The 15,270-nt window shown below is 68.9% G+C and carries 21 protein-coding genes; 13 read left to right on the top strand and 8 right to left on the bottom strand.

The window, feature by feature from the left end; translation table 11 throughout:
• Positions 1 to 5 precede the first annotated feature (5 nt).
• The 4 genes from tfe to HHUB_RS04165 are packed head-to-tail and all read left to right on the top strand — an operon-like array spanning position 6 to position 2,630.
• On the top strand, positions 6 to 524 hold the full coding sequence (gene tfe, locus HHUB_RS04180; protein ID WP_059056340.1) for a transcription factor E: 519 nt from the start codon (positions 6 to 8) through the stop codon (positions 522 to 524).
• Positions 524 to 1,189, top strand: a complete 666-nt coding sequence (locus HHUB_RS04175; protein WP_059056339.1) for a DUF2110 family protein — start codon at positions 524 to 526, stop codon at positions 1,187 to 1,189. Before tfe ends, HHUB_RS04175 begins: the two co-directional genes overlap by 1 nt.
• Positions 1,186 to 1,908, top strand: a complete 723-nt coding sequence (locus HHUB_RS04170; protein WP_059056338.1) for a DUF5803 family protein — start codon at positions 1,186 to 1,188, stop codon at positions 1,906 to 1,908. Before HHUB_RS04175 ends, HHUB_RS04170 begins: the two co-directional genes overlap by 4 nt.
• A gap of 44 nt (positions 1,909 to 1,952) precedes the next feature.
• A complete protein-coding gene (locus tag HHUB_RS04165) occupies positions 1,953 to 2,630 on the top strand; it encodes a competence/damage-inducible protein A (RefSeq protein ID WP_059056337.1) in 678 nt (225 codons plus the stop codon).
• A 153-nt stretch (positions 2,631 to 2,783) separates the two neighbouring features.
• Here the strand turns inward: HHUB_RS04165 and HHUB_RS04160 are convergent, their stop codons facing one another.
• Positions 2,784 to 3,152 (bottom strand): DUF7522 family protein, encoded by a 369-nt coding sequence (locus HHUB_RS04160; protein ID WP_059056336.1) that lies wholly within the window; start codon positions 3,150 to 3,152, stop codon positions 2,784 to 2,786.
• An 85-nt stretch (positions 3,153 to 3,237) separates the two neighbouring features.
• On the opposite strand from HHUB_RS04160, the gene HHUB_RS04155 reads away from it, so the two are divergent.
• Positions 3,238 to 4,365, top strand: coding sequence for an ATP-NAD kinase family protein (locus HHUB_RS04155; RefSeq protein WP_059056335.1), 1,128 nt, complete (start codon positions 3,238 to 3,240; stop codon positions 4,363 to 4,365).
• A 36-nt stretch (positions 4,366 to 4,401) separates the two neighbouring features.
• On the opposite strand, the gene HHUB_RS04150 is transcribed toward HHUB_RS04155, so the two are convergent.
• Entirely contained in the window at positions 4,402 to 4,572 is a 171-nt protein-coding gene (locus HHUB_RS04150) for a DUF5786 family protein (RefSeq protein ID WP_058982021.1), read from the bottom strand.
• 133 nt (positions 4,573 to 4,705) lie between these two features.
• Between HHUB_RS04150 and HHUB_RS04145 the strand changes: the two genes are divergently transcribed.
• A complete protein-coding gene (locus tag HHUB_RS04145) occupies positions 4,706 to 5,734 on the top strand; it encodes a phosphate signaling complex PhoU family protein (protein WP_059056334.1) in 1,029 nt (342 codons plus the stop codon).
• Here HHUB_RS04145 and HHUB_RS04140 read toward each other — a convergent pair.
• The gene (locus HHUB_RS04140) at positions 5,731 to 6,048 is read right to left on the bottom strand and encodes a DUF7528 family protein (RefSeq protein ID WP_353635370.1); all 318 of its coding nucleotides are present in this window, start codon (positions 6,046 to 6,048) and stop codon (positions 5,731 to 5,733) included. The two genes, HHUB_RS04145 and HHUB_RS04140, sit on opposite strands and share 4 nt — an antisense overlap.
• Here HHUB_RS04140 and HHUB_RS17315 point away from each other — a divergent pair.
• Positions 5,983 to 6,135 carry a hypothetical protein gene (locus HHUB_RS17315; RefSeq protein ID WP_238324004.1) on the top strand — a complete coding sequence of 51 codons (153 nt, stop codon included), beginning with the start codon at positions 5,983 to 5,985 and terminating at the stop codon, positions 6,133 to 6,135. The two genes, HHUB_RS04140 and HHUB_RS17315, sit on opposite strands and share 66 nt — an antisense overlap.
• Before the next feature lie 104 nt (positions 6,136 to 6,239).
• Here HHUB_RS17315 and HHUB_RS04135 read toward each other — a convergent pair whose 3' ends face one another.
• Positions 6,240 to 7,409 carry an LEA type 2 family protein gene (locus HHUB_RS04135; protein ID WP_059056332.1) on the bottom strand — a complete coding sequence of 390 codons (1,170 nt, stop codon included), beginning with the start codon at positions 7,407 to 7,409 and terminating at the stop codon, positions 6,240 to 6,242.
• Positions 7,410 to 7,504: 95 nt separating this feature from the next.
• Here HHUB_RS04135 and HHUB_RS04130 point away from each other — a divergent pair, with 95 nt between their 5' ends.
• From HHUB_RS04130 to HHUB_RS04115, 4 genes are read left to right on the top strand one after another with little or no spacing between them, the layout of a single operon-like run.
• Entirely contained in the window at positions 7,505 to 7,690 is a 186-nt protein-coding gene (locus HHUB_RS04130) for a DUF7525 family protein (protein ID WP_058982012.1), read from the top strand.
• 39 nt (positions 7,691 to 7,729) lie between these two features.
• Positions 7,730 to 7,957, top strand: a complete 228-nt coding sequence (locus tag HHUB_RS04125; RefSeq protein ID WP_059056331.1) for a DUF7123 family protein — start codon at positions 7,730 to 7,732, stop codon at positions 7,955 to 7,957.
• A gap of 37 nt (positions 7,958 to 7,994) precedes the next feature.
• Positions 7,995 to 8,408 (top strand): CoxG family protein, encoded by a 414-nt coding sequence (locus tag HHUB_RS04120; protein ID WP_059056330.1) that lies wholly within the window; start codon positions 7,995 to 7,997, stop codon positions 8,406 to 8,408.
• Between the two features lies 1 nt (position 8,409).
• The gene (locus HHUB_RS04115) at positions 8,410 to 9,207 is read left to right on the top strand and encodes a carbon-nitrogen family hydrolase (RefSeq protein WP_059056329.1); all 798 of its coding nucleotides are present in this window, start codon (positions 8,410 to 8,412) and stop codon (positions 9,205 to 9,207) included.
• A gap of 250 nt (positions 9,208 to 9,457) precedes the next feature.
• Here the strand turns inward: HHUB_RS04115 and HHUB_RS04110 are convergent, their stop codons facing one another.
• Together HHUB_RS04110 and HHUB_RS04105 are read right to left on the bottom strand one after the other, a co-directional pair.
• Entirely contained in the window at positions 9,458 to 10,972 is a 1,515-nt protein-coding gene (locus HHUB_RS04110; protein ID WP_059056328.1) for an aldehyde dehydrogenase family protein, read from the bottom strand.
• Positions 10,973 to 11,027: 55 nt separating this feature from the next.
• Positions 11,028 to 11,879, bottom strand: coding sequence for an RIO1 family regulatory kinase/ATPase domain-containing protein (locus HHUB_RS04105; protein WP_059056327.1), 852 nt, complete (start codon positions 11,877 to 11,879; stop codon positions 11,028 to 11,030).
• A gap of 223 nt (positions 11,880 to 12,102) precedes the next feature.
• Here HHUB_RS04105 and HHUB_RS04100 point away from each other — a divergent pair, with 223 nt between their 5' ends.
• On the top strand, positions 12,103 to 13,245 hold the full coding sequence (locus tag HHUB_RS04100) for an acyl-CoA dehydrogenase family protein (protein ID WP_059056326.1): 1,143 nt from the start codon (positions 12,103 to 12,105) through the stop codon (positions 13,243 to 13,245).
• Between the two features lie 316 nt (positions 13,246 to 13,561).
• A complete protein-coding gene (locus HHUB_RS04095) occupies positions 13,562 to 14,281 on the top strand; it encodes a DUF726 domain-containing protein (protein ID WP_059058188.1) in 720 nt (239 codons plus the stop codon).
• A 9-nt stretch (positions 14,282 to 14,290) separates the two neighbouring features.
• Here the strand turns inward: HHUB_RS04095 and HHUB_RS04090 are convergent, their stop codons facing one another.
• The gene (locus HHUB_RS04090) at positions 14,291 to 14,719 is read right to left on the bottom strand and encodes an adenylyltransferase/cytidyltransferase family protein (protein ID WP_059056325.1); all 429 of its coding nucleotides are present in this window, start codon (positions 14,717 to 14,719) and stop codon (positions 14,291 to 14,293) included.
• Positions 14,716 to 15,198, bottom strand: a complete 483-nt coding sequence (locus tag HHUB_RS04085; protein WP_059056324.1) for a Mov34/MPN/PAD-1 family protein — start codon at positions 15,196 to 15,198, stop codon at positions 14,716 to 14,718. Before HHUB_RS04085 ends, HHUB_RS04090 begins: the two co-directional genes overlap by 4 nt.
• Positions 15,199 to 15,270: the final 72 nt, after the last annotated feature.

Raw genomic sequence — 15,270 nt, 5'->3', positions numbered from 1 at the left:
ACGTAATGGCTTTTGAGGAGCTACTCGACGACCCCGTGGTTCAGAAGTACCTCCACGAGTTGGTCGGGCCGAAGGGGATGCCGGTGGCGGTGTCCCCGCCGGACGGCGAGGTGACCGACGAGGAGCTCGCCGAGCGGCTCGGGCTCGAACTGAACGACGTGCGCCGGGCGCTGTTCATCCTCTACGAGAACGACCTCGCGACGTACCGCCGCGTCCGCGACGAGGACTCGGGGTGGCTCACCTACCTCTGGACGTTCGAGTACGACAACGTCCCGGAGAACCTCCGCGAGGAGATGGACCGGCTGCTGGAGGCGCTCGTCGAGCGCCGCGAGTACGAGCTGAACAACGAGTTCTACCTCTGTGAGGTGTGTTCGATTCGCTTCGAGTTCGGGGAGGCGATGGACCTCGGCTTCGAGTGCCCCGAGTGCGGGTCGCCCGTGGAAGCGATGGAGAACACCGACCTCGTGGAGGCGATGGACGAGCGCATCGAGAACCTCCGCAGTGAACTCGGCGTGAGGGCCTGATGGTCGTCCTCGCAACCAAGCTCTACGTGGAGGGCGACGCCCGCGAGCGGGCGCTGGACAGCCTCCGGTCGCAGGTGGACAACGACGTCGGCGACCTCGACGTGGAGTACGACATCGGCGTGCGCCACGACGACTTCCCGACGGTGACGCTGGAGGGTCCCGACGAGGTTGCCGCGCGGAACGTCCTCGCGGAGACGTGGGGCGAAATCACCGAGGGCTTCGAGGACGGCGAGACGTACGTCGGCACGCTCGAATCGTGGGACGACGACGGGTTCGTCGTCGACGCGGGCGAGGACGTGCTCGTGCCCGCCGACGAACTCGGGCTCGGGCCGGGGTCGCCGGCTCAGATTCGCGAGCGCTTCGGGCTCGTCCAGCACGTGCCGCTGCGGTTCACGTACGGCGAGACGCCCGAGCTCGCGGACGTCGAGCAGGACCGCCTCTACGACTGGACGCGCGGCACCGGCCGGCTGAACGTCAACAGCGCGACCCGCGGCGAGGTGCGCGCGACGGTCAACCGCGCCGGCCACGCCCAGGACATCGTCACGGTCGAACGCCTCGGCCTGCTCGAACAGAGCGTCGTCTGCCGCGAGGGCACGGACCCGCCCGGCCTGCTCGCGGCCGTCGGGGAGTACCTCCCCTCGGAGCTGCTGGCAGTCGTTCCATGAGCAGGCTCAAGGTGGCGCTGGGCGTGCTCGCGCTCGTCGCGCTCGCGGGCTGCGCCGGCACCGGTCTCGGCGGCACGCCCGCGCCCAGCGACGAGCAGCTCGCCGAGAACGCGACCTACGACTGGAGCCACGACGCCGACGTCACGCTAAACGTCACCGGCGGCGAGTACAAGACCGTCGCGGACGTGAACGGCAGCGAGCGCGTGCGGCTGGCGTCCACGAGCGGGTTCGCCGCCCGGAACCCCGTCTCGATTTCGGCGGTGCAGTTCCGCTACGAGAACGGCACCGTCGTCGGCGCGGACGCGATAGACGTGTCCACGCGCGACCAGCGCACGGTGATCGACCTGCCGGCGGCCAACGGGACGTTCGCGTACACGGGGTCGGCGGGCACGCGGTCGGTGAACGCGCCCCTCGACTTCGAGGGGAGCCACGAGGTCGTGTTGCCGCCGGGAATGCGGGTGTCGTTCCCCGTCTTCGGTGACGTCTCGCCGGGCGGCTACGAGCAGTCCGTTGAGGACAACCGCGTCCACCTGCGGTGGTCGTCGCTGTCCAGCGCCACCGTCAGCGTCGACTACTACCTCGTGCGGGACCTCTACATCTTCGGGGGCCTCCTCGGCGCGCTGTCGCTGGTGGCGGTCGGCGGCGTCGTCTACTACCGGCTGCGCATCCGGCGGCTGGAGCGCGAGCGCGAGGAAGCCGGCCTCGACTACGAGCGATAGCCGCGGGGACGTTACTTTTCACCGTCCGCCGTCTACGGGCGGGCATGCAGGTTGCGGTGGTCACAGTCGGCGACGAACTCCTCGCCGGGGACACGGAGAACACGAACGCGTCGTGGCTGGGCACGCGGCTCACCGAGCGGGGCGCGACCGTGCGGCGCGTCCTCGTGGTGCCCGACGACCGGGACGCCATCGCCGGCGAAGTCGGGGCGCTGTCGGACCGCTACGACGCGGTCGTCGTCACGGGCGGCCTCGGCCCGACCCACGACGACGTGACGATGGACGGCGTCGCGGCGGCGTTCGACCGCGAGATGGCCGAACACCCGGAGGCGGTCTCGTACTTCCAGAACCACGACCGCTACCAGTTCGCGGAGCTCACGGACGGCACCGCCCACCTCCCCGAGGGCGCGCGGCTCTTGGAGAACGAGGTCGGGGTGGCGCCGGGCGCGGTCGTCGAGAACGCGTACGTGCTCCCGGGCGTCCCCGACGAGATGAAGGCGATGTTCGAGTCCGTCGCCGGCGAGTTCACGGGGACGACCAACCACGTCGAGTTCGTCTACGTGGACGCCCCCGAGAGCGCGCTGGTGGCGCCGCTGGCGGAGCTACAGGCGGAGTTCGGCGTCACCGTCGGCAGCTACCCGGGCGACGGCGTGCGCGTGAAGATTCAACACGAGGACGAGCAGACGGTCCGCGACGCCGCGGCGTGGCTGCGCGAACGCGTCTAGCGGTAGAGGTACGCGGTCCACGCGACCGCGAGCAGGAGGCCGACTATCGTGACGGTCCAGCCGACGGCGTTGATCGGGAGCGCGGAACCCTCGGTTGCAGCCAGCAGGTAGTTCATAGACGGTAGTTCCGGCCGCCCGGTCTTAATTGTTGGTTCACTCGGTCGCGTCCCGCACGACGTCGACGACGTCCCGACCGGTGGCGTCGCTGCCGGTGTCCAGAGAGACGAGGTACCCCGAGCGCTCGTCGGTGGGGACGTGAACGACGAGGCCGTCCTCGAAGAGCCGGGAGGTCGCCTGGAGGCTGCCGAGGTCGTACAGCGACTCCTGGCGGGGCGAGGAGAGCACGTCGAGGACGAGGTCGTCGGCGATGTCGTCGATGGACGCGTCGCCGTACGCCTCGCGGACGTCCTCGCGCATGTACTCGACGTGCCACTCGGTGCCGTCGTGGAACCCGGCGACGCGGAGTGCGTCTCCGACAGCGTCGTGGAGGGCGGCGACGATGTCGGTGTCAGGAGTCGGCATCGTCGTAGGCACGACGCCGGGCCACAATGAGACTTTTGGCGGGACCGACCGGTCGGCTTTTCGGCGGGAACACCCTAGTTGGAGTATGCGAACTGTCGGCGTCGTCGTGAACCCCATCGCCGGGATGGGGGGTCGCGTCGGTCTGAAGGGGACGGACGGGAACGTCGAGGCGGCCCGCGAGCGCGGCGCGGAGCCGCGCGCGCCGGAGCGCGCTCGTGACGCCCTCGAAGCGCTCCGCGAGCGCGCGCCCGACACCGAGGTTCTGACGTACGGCGGCGAGATGGGCGCCGAGGAGGCGCGCGCGGCGGGCTTCGACCCCGAGGTCGTCGGCGAGCCCGAGAGCGAGGAGACGACGGCCGCGGACACGACGGACGCGGTGCGCGCGTTCGTGGACCGCGGCGTCGACCTGATTCTGTTCGTCGGCGGGGACGGCACCGCGACCGACGTCGCGACCGCACTCGACGAGGTGGACGTTCGGAAGACGACGAAGTCGTCTTCCGCAGCCCATCAGAACGCTTCGCGTTCTGAGGACGCGGAGACTCCCGTCCTCGGGGTGCCCGCGGGCGTGAAAGTGTACTCGTCGGTGTTCGCGGTGCGCCCGGAGGCGGCGGGCCGGGTCGCCGCGACGTTCGAGGACACCGAAGCCCGCGAGGTCAACGACATCGACGAGGAGGCGTACCGCGGCGGCGAGGTGCGCACGCGACTCCGGGGCGTCGTCGAGGTGCCGGTCGCGGAGGACCTCCAGTCCGCCAAGCAGGTCCACGCGGGGAGCACGGACGCGCTCGCCGAAGCGGTCGCGGAGGAAGTCCAGTCGGGCGTGACGTACGTGCTCGGCCCCGGCGGGACGCTCGGCGACGTCGCGGACGCGCTGGGGGTGGACGGGTCGCCGCTGGGCGTGGACGTCTACCGGGACGGCGAACTCGTCGTGCGGGACGGCAGCGAGGACGAGATTCTGTCCGCGCTCGGCGACGAGAACGTGATTTTCGTCTCCCCCATCGGCGGGCAAGGATTCGTCTTCGGCCGGGGCAACCACCAGATTTCGCCGGCGGTCATCGAGCGCAGCGAGGTGCAGGTCGTCGCCTCACCGCGGAAGCTCGACGAGACCGGCGTGCTGCGCGTGGACACCGGCGACGAGGCCGTCGACGAGTCGCTGCGCGGCTGGACGAAGGTCAGAACTGGTCGCTTCGAGGAGCGAATGATGAAAGTGGTGTAGCGGCGCCGGAGAGCAGAACAGACGGAGAGAGAGCCGTTAGTCGTCTTTCATCGACTGGAGCTGGTCGATGAGTTCGTCGCTGTCGGCGTCGGTGTCGAAGTTGACGCTGCCGTCGTGGTCGTTCTCGTGGACGTTGACCGCGCCGTCCTCGTCGATGTCCGTGTTCTGGTTCTCCTGCTCGGACTCGTCGTAGCTACCAAAACCCATGACTACTCCCAGGGGCGGGACGGGCAAAAGGCTCTCGGAATTCTGGGGGCCGTTTTGCCCGTCTGCTTGTACCTTAAGGCAAGTATAAGGTTAGAGGGACAAGATTAAGGTCATTCCAGCGCGTTCCGGGCGTATGGAAACCCGGAAAGTCCAACGGCTGGGCCCGTCTACGCTGGCGATGACGCTCCCGGCGGAGTGGGCGCGCAAGCAGGACGTCGAGAAGGGCGACGAGGTCACGGTCCGCGAGAGCGGGAAGGGGTCGCTGACGGTGACGCCCGAGTCCGCGCACGGCGAGGAGACCGAGGCGACGATTCACGCCGAGAACTTCGACGCCGACGCCGTCGAGCGCGCCATCGTCGGCCAGTACGTCCTCGGGCGCCGCATCATCCACGTCGAGAGCGAGGACGCCCTCGACTCCGAGCACATCAACGCCGTCTACAAGGCCGAGACCCAGCTGATGGGCCTCGGCGTCGTCGAGGAGACGCCCGAACGCATCACCATCCGGTGCTCGGTCGACCCCGAGGACTTCGACCTCGACAACCTCTTGGAGCGCCTGGAGAGCACGGGCTCGACGATGCGCGAGGAGGCCGTGAAGGCGCTCGCGCACGGCAGCCCCGACATGGCCCAGCGCGCGCTCAACCGCGAGCGGCAGGCGAACAAGATCTTCGTCCTCCTGTTGCGGCTCATCTTCACCGCCTACCAGAACCCGAACCTCGCGCGCGCCGTCGGCCTCGACGACGGCTTCCCGCTCATCGGCTACCGGTCGGTCGCGAAGAACCTCGAACTCACCGCGGACAACGCCGAGGACATCGCTGAAATCGTCCTCGAAAGCGAGGACAACACGCTCGCCGTCGAGCAGTCCACGATGCGGCGCATCCGGGAGTTCACCGACCAAGTGGACGAAATCACGGCCGCCGCCGTCGAAGCCGTCGTCACGCGGGACTACGACGCGACCGTCGAGGTCCGCGATCTGTTCGCGGAACTGGGCGACCGCGAGGGCGACATCCTCGACGACCTCCCGGAGATGGACAACGAGGACATCCTCGAAGTCCGGGAGGTGCTGGTGAGCCTCCAGCACACCGCCGAGTACGCGATGCGGAACGCCGAAATCGCGGCGAACCTCGCGCTCAACGAGCAGTCCAGTCACACCACCATCAGCTAGTCCGTCTTCTCACCCCGCAGGGGGTTCCGCGAGGCCAGCGTGCACGGGAACGCCGGGTGCTCGGCGAAGTGCCGCACGAGCATGTGCCGCCGGGACCCCGTGAAGCCGGCCGCCGCGAGGTTCTGCGCGCCGAACGTCTCGGGGAGCCGCTCGAACAGCCGGCGGACCTCCTCGAAGCTGTCGAAGACGGCGGAGTTGCCCGTGGAGTCGGCGCCGCGGCGTTCGACGACGTAGCTGCCGTCCTCGCGGTGCACGGCGGCGGTGCGGAAGAACTCCTCGCGGCTCGTCAGCGCGTCGCCGACGGCGTCCCGCAGTTCGGCGGCGTGCTCGCGGGAGAGCTCGATGGTGTCGCCGTCGACGGTGACGCGAATCTCGGTGCCGTCGGGCTCGACGGCGATTGACTGTTCACCCTCGGAGAACGCGACCAGGAGCCTGGGTACTCCGGTTCATGTTCGCTGGAAGCGACGCGGCGCGTAAAAATCTATCCCCGGACCGCGACCGCGCTTCAGGCCGCCAGCGAGCCGCGCGCGAGCAACCCGTCGTCGGTGGTCGTCCCGTCGTCGCTCGTGGTGCCGTCGTCCGCAGTCGTCCCGTCAGTCGTCGTGCTGTCGGTGGTCGTGCTGTCAGTGGTGGTCGTCGAACCGTCGCTGGTCGTGGTCGCGGTGGTCGTGCCGTCAGCGGCCGTCTCGTTGCCGCTCCCGTCACCGCCGCCCGAGCCGTCCTCGTTCCCGAACATGTCGGTCTCGATGGTCTGCGTGTACGTCAGTTCGTCCAGCGGCACGCGAACCGTCTCCGTCGAACCCGGCAGTTCGAGTTCGGCGTAGAACTCGATGCGGAGCTCCGTCGTCTGGTCGTTCTCGACGTGGGTCACCCACCACTCGTCGAGGTTCTCGTTGTCGATGACCGTCGGGGTCTCCACCAAGCGGGCGCTCTTCCCCGGGATAGACTCGGTCTCCTCGAGTTCGCCGGACCCGACCGGCACGTCGTTCATCGAGATGTCGTAGCCGACGTTCGAGACGACCACGGGCGACGCCTTCGGGTTGTAGACCTCGAACTCGAGGTCGATGGGCGTCTCGGCGTCCGTGACCGTCCCCCACGAGGCGTTCGTGCGCTGGACGACCAGCACGGGGTCTTCGACGAGCGGCATGTCGGCGTTCACCGGGCGGTCCTCCGTGGAGTTGAACTGCCCGAGGAGGTCCGTCTCGATGGTCTCGGCGGCCGGCTGGAACGTCGCCGACTGCCCGACGAACCCGGGCTGGACGGTCGCGGAGACGGTGAGGTTCGTGTGCTCGCCGCCGCGGACGTGGCTCGCCCACCACGCGGAGATGCGCTCGTTGTGGAGGAACGTCGTCAGGTTCACCGTCGAGTTCCCGGTGCCGACGCCGACGCCGCGCTTGTCCCCGCTGGCCATCCGGATGTCGTTCATCGCGACCGTGTAGTTCACGCTCGTCCCCCCGAGCCGGACGCCGACCGGGTTCGGATTGTGAATCACGAGGTCCGTCTGGACCTCGGTGTGCGTGTCGTTGACCTCGCCGAACTGGTTGTCAATCTGCTCGACGCTCGGCACGCCGAGGAGACCGCCGACGAACGCGCCGCCGACGACCAGCCCGAGCCCCGCGACGAGCGTGACGGCGACCCGTATCGTGCTCCCGAACAGCAGCGCGCGGACGTCCATGCTCGATTCGGTGTGCTTCCACGGTGAAAGCCTGTCGGCCTCCGCGGTCGCACCGAGTAGAACCAGTTAAGGGATACCACACGCAACGCCCAGCCATGACGACTGGGTCCACGCAGGAAACGGACATGGGCGTCGGCGTCGGCCTCGCGTTCGGCCTGCTCGCCGTCGCCGCGGCCGCGTACACGTTCGTCGCGCCCGGACAGTTCCAGACCGCACTCGGCTTCGCCGGCGCCGTCACCCTGTCGGCGCTGTGCGTCGCCGCCCTCCACGTCTGGGGGTAACACAAGGGATAAACGGACAAAGTGCGTAGTTCCGTCGTAATGACCGACGAATACACCGACGAGGAACGCCGGATTCTGGAGTTCCTCCGCGAGAGCGTCGAGAAGGGCGAGCGGTACTTCCGCTCGAAGAACATCGCGAACCACCTCGGCCTCTCCTCGAAGCAGGTCGGTGTGCGGCTCCCCGAACTCGCGGAGAAGACCGAGGACGTCGACATCGAGAAGTGGAGTCGCTCGAAGTCGACGACGTGGCGCGTCGAACCGGCGTAACCGGCGGCTTTTTGCTCGCGGGCGGAAAACCCCGCGTATGACAGTTCGGGTCGAGCGCACGTTCGAGGTGTCGGTGTCGCCCGAAGACGTGTGGGCGTTCATCGCCGACCCCGAGAAGCGCGCGGGCGCCATCAGCGTCGTGGACAGCTACGAGCACGAGGGCGACACGACGACGTGGCACGTCCGCCTCCCGATTCCCGTCGTTCGGAGCACGATACCCGTCGAGACGCGGGACGTCGACGTGGAGCCGCCGCGGTACGTGAAGTTCGTGGGGAACTCCCGCATCTTCGACGTCACCGGCGAGCACGAGGTCGAGTCCGCGAACGGCGGCTCGCGGGTGACCAACCGGTTCGTCGTCGACGGCAAGGTACCGGGCGTCGAGGGGTTCTTCAAGCGGAACCTCGACGACGAACTCGGCGGCCTGCAGGCCGCGCTGGAGGCGGACGCCTGAGATGCGCGTCGCGCTCGCCCAAATCGACGTCGAGGGCGCCGCCGTGGACGCGAACGTCGAGCGCGCGGTGGCGGCCATCCGCGAGGCGGCCGACGAGGGCGCGGACCTCGTCTGCCTGCCGGAGCTGTTCAACGTCGGCTTCTTCGCGTTCGACGCCTACCAGCGCGCCGCCGAGCCGCTGGAGGGGCCGTCGCTGTCGGCGGTCCGCGACGCCGCTGCCGAGGAGGGCGTCGCGCTGCTGGCAGGTAGCGTCGTCGAGGACCTCGCGGAGACCGAGGGCGGCCCCGACGAGGAGGGGCTGGCGAACACGAGCGTGCTCTTCGACGAGGACGGCCAGCGGCTGCTCGCGTACCGGAAACACCACCTGTTCGGCTACGAGTCCGCAGAATCCCAACTGCTGACGCCCGGCGAGCGCGTGCCGACCGCCGAACTCGGCGAGTTCACGGCCGCGGTCACGACCTGCTACGACCTCCGGTTCCCGGAGCTGTACCGCGAACTGGTCGAGCGCGGCGTCGATCTCCTGCTCGTGCCGTCGGCGTGGCCGTACCCGCGCGTCGAACACTGGACGCTCCTGCCGCAGGCGCGCGCCGTCGAGAACCTCGCGTACGTCGCCGCCGTCAACGGCAGCGGCGACTTCGAGGACGCGGAGCTGGTCGGCCGCTCGACGGTGTACGACCCGTGGGGGAACGCCGTCGCGAGCACCGGCGACCAGCCGAGCATCGTCTACGCCGACCTCGACCCCGAGCGCGTCGCGACGGTCCGCGAGGAGTTCCCCGCGCTGGACGACCGCCGGCACTGACCCGCGGACCCGCGATACGTGAATTTAAGTGGCGTCGCGGCGTACCACCAGTTGCCGGTAGTCGACGCTTTTCTCGTCGAACCGGCAAGAACCTCGCGTCCACGTCCGCTCCGCGTCCGCCGACGCGGCCGTGTCCCGGCCCACGGCCGCAGTCCGCGGGAAGTCAACCGCCACCCTTCCGCCTTCCTCTCTCACGTACTCACGAGCAGCGGCTGTCAGCGTTACAGAAACAGAAGCGGCGAGAAGCCGCTCAGTCGTCCTCGGTCTTGATGTCCGCGGAGAGACCTTGGGCCATCTCGATGTCCTTGGAGTTGTTGAGCGTCCACGCGGTGCGCTCGGTGACGGCCTCGATGACCTCGCGGGCGCTCGGGTAGCCGTTGCCGGACTTCTTCACGCCGCCGAACGGGAGCTGGACCTCCGCGCCGATGCAGGGGAGGTTGCCGTACGCCAGCCCGACTTCGGCGTGGTCGCGGTAGTAGTTGATTTGGCGGTAGTCCTCGCTGATGACCGCGCCGGCGAGCCCGTACGGCGTGTCGTTGTGGATTTCGACCGCGCGCTCGATGTCGCCGGAGTACTCGATGAGCGCGACGTGCGGTCCGAACACCTCCTCCTTGATGGAGCGGAGGTCGGGGTCGTAGTCGACCTCGTAGACGAACGGGCCGACCCAGTGGCCGTCCTCGTGGCCGTCGGGAATCTCCTCGTCGCCGAGTTCGGTGCGGTCGACGAGCACGTTCGTCGCTTCCTCGCGGGCGAGGTCGTTGTACTCCCGAATCTTCTCGACGTGCTCGGCCTCGATGGCCGGCCCCATGAACGTGTCCTCGTCGAGCGGGTCGCCGACCGCGACCTTCTCGGCGACCTCGACGAAGCGCTGTTTGAACTCGTCGTAGACGTCCTCGTGGACGACGAGCCGTTCGCTGGAGACGCAGCGCTGGCCGGTCGTCTTGAACGAGGACATCACCGCGGAGTGGACCGCGACGTCGAGGTCCGCCTCCTCCGTGATGACGATGCCGTTCTTCCCGCCCATCTCGCAGGCCGCGAGCTTCCCGGGGTCGCTGGCGACCTCGCTGGCGATTTCGTGGCCGACCTCCGCCGAGCCCGTGAACAGCACGGTGTCCACGCGGTCGTCGTCGACGACGGCGGCGCCCGCGTCGCCGTAGCCCTGTACCATGTTGAAGACGCCGTCCGGGATGCCGGACTCCTCGAACATTTCCGCGATGATCTGGCCGCACCACGGCGTCTGCTCGGCGGGCTTCCAGACGACGGTGTTGCCCTCCACGAGCGAGACGGCCATGTGCCAGAACGGAATCGCGACCGGGAAGTTCCACGGCGTGATGCAGCCCACGACGCCCCGGGGCTTGCGGCGCATGTAGGCGTCCTTGCTCGGAATCTCGGAGGGAACCACGTCGCCCTTCGGGTGGCGGGCGTCGCCAGCCGCCCACTCGACCATGTGCCACGCCTCGGTGACGTCGGCTTTCCCCTCGCTGATTTCCTTGCCGCACTCCTTGGTGACGACCTCGCCGAGCTCCTCGTGGCGCTCCTTGAGCTCGTGGTAGATGTCCCAGAGGTACTCCGCGCGGTCGATGTGGGAGAGCTCGCGCCACTCCTCGAAGGCCTCGTCTGCGGCCGCGGTGGCCTCGCGGACGTCGGCCTCGGTGCCGCGGTGGAACTCGCCGAGGGTCTCGCCGGTCGCGGGGTTCTCGCTCTCGAAGGTCTCGGTCCCGTGGCCGTCGACCCACTCGCCGTCGATGTAATGCTGGTACGCCATCGGCAAAAACTGCGACCGGCGTGGTGAAAAAGGTACACCTTGTGCGGCCGGCCGGTCACCGCGTCGCGTCGCCCCGGCCGCTGGCGGCCTTCTCGATTTCGCCCGCCAGCGACGCCGCGTCGAAGGCGTGGTCGGGCCGAATCTGGACGAAGCTCAGGAAGTCCTGGGCGTCCAGCAGCGCCGCGGCGTTGTCTGCGCGCGTCCGCGAGCCGTCGCCGGTGTCGTAGGCGGAAAGCGCCACCTCGACGACGGTGCGAGCGCCGACGAGCGGTTCGAGCGCGGCCAGCGCGCACGCGAGGTCGTACGCGCGAGCGCCCTCCAGGCCGTCGCCCGCGACGTTCGTCGCGTCGATGAAGTAGAGGTCGTCCTCGTAGACGAGGACGTTCTCGCCGCGCAGGTCGCCGTGCGCGACGCCGTTCTCGTGCATCGTCGCGAGCGCGCCGAACAGCTCCGGGGCGTGGCGTTCGACGGCCTCGGCGGGGAGTTCGTCCAGCGGCCGGAAGTCGGGGAGGTACTCCAAGACGAGCACGCCGAGCCCCTCGACCTCGAAGGCCTCGACGGGCTCGGGAGCGTTCACGCCGATGTCGCGGAGTTTCCGCGTGGCTTCGAGCTCGTGTTCGGCCATCTCGACGGGACCGTCGAACGGCTCGAAGAACCCCTCGCGGCCGCTGGAGAACGCGCCGAGGTTCCGCGCGCCCGTGAACAGCGCGTGGACGAGCGCGTTCTGCCCGGAGATTACCTTCACGAACCAGCGGTCGTTGACGACGCAGGGCGTCGACAGCCAGTTGTCCGTCTCCAGGAACGTCACCCGGACTTCCTCCTGGTCGTAGCGGTCGGCGACCTCGCGGGCGACGGCCTCCAAGGAGTCCCACGGGACGGTGCCGCGGACGAACTGGCGGATGCTCACACCGACGAGAGGGGGCGCGCGAATAAAATTCCGGCGGGGACGTGGGCGAGCGAAGCGAGCCCACGTTAGAGCGAACGGCGAGCGAAGCGAGCCGTGAGCCGCGTAGACGACAGCGCGCAGTGAACAACACGACCGGCCGCAGAGCCCCGCCATACCGAACGAGCGCGGGAATCGTTCACGGTCGTTCCGGTGTGTTTATGCTGGCGGTGGCAAAGCTTGCAGTATGGACTTCGACCTTCCCGACGAACACCGGATGATTCGGGACACCGTCAGGGAGTTCGCGGAGGCGGAAATCGAGCCCATCGCGTGGGACATCGAGGAGGAACACCGGTTCCCCGAGGAGGTGTTCGCGGAGCTCGCGGACCTCGACATGATGGGCGTGCCCGTTAGCGAGGAGTACGGCGGGCTCGGCGGCGACCAGCTGATGTACGCGCTCGTCGCGGAGGAGCTCGGCGGGGTCTCGGGCTCCATCGGGCTGTCGTACGCCGCGCACGTCTCGCTGGCGTCGAAGCCAATCGAGCTGTTCGGCACCGAGGAGCAAAAAGAGAAGTGGCTTCGCCCGCTCGCGGAGGGCGAGTACCTCGGGTCGTGGGCGCTCACCGAGCCCGATAGTGGGAGCGACGCCAGCGACATGGACACGACCGCCGAGAAGGACGGCGACGAGTACGTGCTCAACGGCACGAAGCAGTTCATCACGAACGCCTCCGTCGCGGGCAGTGTGCTCGTGAAGGCGGTCACGGACCCCGAGGCTGGCTACGGCGGCATCTCCACGTTCATCGTCGACCCCGAGGCGGACGACGGCTTCGAGGTCACCACCGAGTGGGAGAAGATGGGGCTGAACGCCTCCCCCACCTGCGAAATCACCTTCGACGACTGCCGCATCCCCGCCGAGCGCCTGCTCGGCGAGGAGGGCGACGGCTGGGAGCAGACGAAGAAGACCCTCGACGGCGGCCGCATCTCCATCGCCGCGCTCTCCACGGGCCTCGCGCAGGGCGCCTACGAGGCCGCCAAGGAGTACGCCGTCGAGCGCGAGCAGTTCGGCCAGCCCATCTCGGAGTTCGACGCCATCCGGAACAAGCTCGTCTCCATGCACCGCAAGACCGAGCGCGCGCGCCTCCTCACGCACAAGGCCGCGACGCGCTACGACGACGGCGAGTCCGTCACGCGGGAGTCCGCGCTCGCGAAGCTCGACGCCAGCGAGGCCGCCCGCGAGGTCGCCGAGGACGCCGTCCAGACGCTCGGCGGCTACGGCTACACCACGGACTTCGCGCCCCAGCGGTTCTTCCGCGACGCAAAGCTCATGGAAATCGGCGAGGGCACCAGCGAGATTCAGCACCTCGTCATCGGCCGCGAACTCGGGCTGTAGACCGGCTCCGCCCTGCTGGGTCCGGGACGCGGCTGTCAGTAAGCCAGCAGATGATGCCTGATTAGACGAACCGATAGGCCGACACCACGTAGGGAACACACGAATGGACGACCCCGACGGACCGACCTCCTCCCCCGAGGCACCGGACGCGAACCGCGCTGACGACGACGAGGACGACTCGAACGGGTACATCACTCGGCGGCGGCTCCTCCTCGCCGCCGCCGGCGGTGTCGGCCTCCTCGGGGGCGGCGGGTTCTACGTCGCGCAGTCGCTGAGCGGCGACTTCGGCGGGTACGAGGCGCCGGCGACGCAGCCGATGGTGACGACCCGGGGGCGACTCGACGCCGCGGACCCGACAGAGCGAGTTGGCTCGTGGGACTTCGACGAGGCCGACGAAGTGGTCCTATACGTCCACGGGCTCAACGCGGACGCCGAGTCGGCCCGCGACCAAGCCTACACCGCTCGGCTGGGGCTCGCGGCGGCGGGAGCGACTGCGGAAGCTGACGGCCCGCCGGTCGTCGGCTACTCGTGGACGTCGAACGTGGACTGGGGGCCGGCGAAGCAGAACGCGGACGCCAACGCCGCCCCGCTCGCCGACTGGGTGGCGGCGTGGGCGGACGACGACGGGCGACCGCTCCACCTGTTCGCGCACTCGCTCGGCGCCCGTGTGACGGGGGCGGCCCTCCGCAGGCTCGCCGACCGCGGGCAGACGGATGCCCTCGCCTCGGTGTCGCTGTTCGGCGGGGCGATTCCGAACGACAGCGTCGGGACCGACGGGCGATACGGCTCCGCCATCGCGGCGGTCGATGCGCCCGTCTACAACTTCCACAGTCGGAACGACCGCGTCCTCGGCTGGGTCTACCGCCTCTCGGACGGGACGCGCGCAGTCGGTCACGGCGGACTCGCAGGGTCGGCAAACGCGCCCGCCGGCTACGAGGACGTCGACGTCACGGACCTGGTGGCGGACCACTACTCGTACATCGAGCCCGAGGAGGGGTGCCTGCCGCGAGCAGTCGGCCGCATCGGCATCGAGTGAGCCGCCCGACTAGCCGCGCTGCTCGAGAATCCGGTCGATGATGGTGCCCGTCGAGAGGAGTTCGCCGTCGTAGCGCTTTTCGCGGGCCGACGCGCGCTCCACCGAGCAGTCGACGCCGCGCTCGGCGAGTTCGGCTTCGATGGCGTCGTCGTCGTGGTGCTGGTCGAAGCCCAGCGCGATGACGTCGGGGTCGATGTCCTCGATGGGCGCGAAGATGTCGGACTCGTGGCCGACGCGGGCTTTGTCGACGGCGTCGAGGGCGGCGACGACGTCGCGGCGCTGGCGGTTCGGGAGCACGGGCGGTTCCTTGTGGGTGACGTTCTCGCGGCGCGCGACGATGACGTGCAGTTCGTCGCCCATCGCGGCGGCGTCCTCCAGGTAGTGAATGTGGCCGGGGTGAATCAAATCGAAGGTCCCCTGCGCGACGACTCGTCTCACAGTTCCTCGTCGATGTCTTCCTGCGTGAAGTCGAAAAACGATTCGGGTTCGGGGAGCGCGACGTCGTAGACGTCGAGGCTCCGGGGTTCGCCCTCGTTGTCGAACGCGCGCCACGAGTTCGGGTCGTAGGGCGCGCCGAGGATGATGTGGACGTCGCCCTTGCCGAACGTCGCGCGGTCGGCGTCGGAGGGCGCGAGCACGCCGTTGGGGTGGGAGTGGACGCTCCCGACGTTGCGCATGTCGTTGGGGACTTGACTGGAGTTGAACGTCGCGCTCACGGGGTTGGTTTCCGTGCCCGGCACCATCAACACGTCCGTGACGACGTAGCCGTCGTCGGGGCCGGCGTCGAACTCCTTGGCGGGCGTGCCGCGGAGCAGGCCGAGGTACTCGTTCGGATGGCTGTCCTCGGCGGCCTCCATCGCGAACTCCAGGGCTTCCCGCGCGATGCCGACGACGTCGGGACGCCCACCGAACAGCATACCCGATACTCCGCGGCGGTGACTGTTGAGGCTTCCGGAACACCGCCGGAGCTCGCCAGCCGGTTTTGCGCG

The organism is Halobacterium hubeiense (assembly GCF_001488575.1).
Classification (GTDB): Archaea; Halobacteriota; Halobacteria; order Halobacteriales; family Halobacteriaceae; genus Halobacterium; species Halobacterium hubeiense.
The sequence above is the reverse complement of the archived record's forward strand: the minus strand, read 5'-3'. Positions and strand labels throughout refer to the sequence as shown.

Coding starts and splice junctions, on each gene's coding strand:
- tfe (WP_059056340.1), top strand. CDS start 6: ATGGCTTTTGAGGAGCTACTCGACGACCCCGTGGTTCAGAAGTACCTC.
- HHUB_RS04175 (WP_059056339.1), top strand. CDS start 524: ATGGTCGTCCTCGCAACCAAGCTCTACGTGGAGGGCGACGCCCGCGAG.
- HHUB_RS04170 (WP_059056338.1), top strand. CDS start 1,186: ATGAGCAGGCTCAAGGTGGCGCTGGGCGTGCTCGCGCTCGTCGCGCTC.
- HHUB_RS04165 (WP_059056337.1), top strand. CDS start 1,953: ATGCAGGTTGCGGTGGTCACAGTCGGCGACGAACTCCTCGCCGGGGAC.
- HHUB_RS04160 (WP_059056336.1), bottom strand. CDS start 3,152: ATGCCGACTCCTGACACCGACATCGTCGCCGCCCTCCACGACGCTGTC.
- HHUB_RS04155 (WP_059056335.1), top strand. CDS start 3,238: ATGCGAACTGTCGGCGTCGTCGTGAACCCCATCGCCGGGATGGGGGGT.
- HHUB_RS04150 (WP_058982021.1), bottom strand. CDS start 4,572: ATGGGTTTTGGTAGCTACGACGAGTCCGAGCAGGAGAACCAGAACACG.
- HHUB_RS04145 (WP_059056334.1), top strand. CDS start 4,706: ATGGAAACCCGGAAAGTCCAACGGCTGGGCCCGTCTACGCTGGCGATG.
- HHUB_RS04135 (WP_059056332.1), bottom strand. CDS start 7,409: ATGGACGTCCGCGCGCTGCTGTTCGGGAGCACGATACGGGTCGCCGTC.
- HHUB_RS04130 (WP_058982012.1), top strand. CDS start 7,505: ATGACGACTGGGTCCACGCAGGAAACGGACATGGGCGTCGGCGTCGGC.
- HHUB_RS04125 (WP_059056331.1), top strand. CDS start 7,730: ATGACCGACGAATACACCGACGAGGAACGCCGGATTCTGGAGTTCCTC.
- HHUB_RS04120 (WP_059056330.1), top strand. CDS start 7,995: ATGACAGTTCGGGTCGAGCGCACGTTCGAGGTGTCGGTGTCGCCCGAA.
- HHUB_RS04115 (WP_059056329.1), top strand. CDS start 8,410: ATGCGCGTCGCGCTCGCCCAAATCGACGTCGAGGGCGCCGCCGTGGAC.
- HHUB_RS04110 (WP_059056328.1), bottom strand. CDS start 10,972: ATGGCGTACCAGCATTACATCGACGGCGAGTGGGTCGACGGCCACGGG.
- HHUB_RS04100 (WP_059056326.1), top strand. CDS start 12,103: ATGGACTTCGACCTTCCCGACGAACACCGGATGATTCGGGACACCGTC.
- HHUB_RS04095 (WP_059058188.1), top strand. CDS start 13,562: ATGGTGACGACCCGGGGGCGACTCGACGCCGCGGACCCGACAGAGCGA.
- HHUB_RS04085 (WP_059056324.1), bottom strand. CDS start 15,198: ATGCTGTTCGGTGGGCGTCCCGACGTCGTCGGCATCGCGCGGGAAGCC.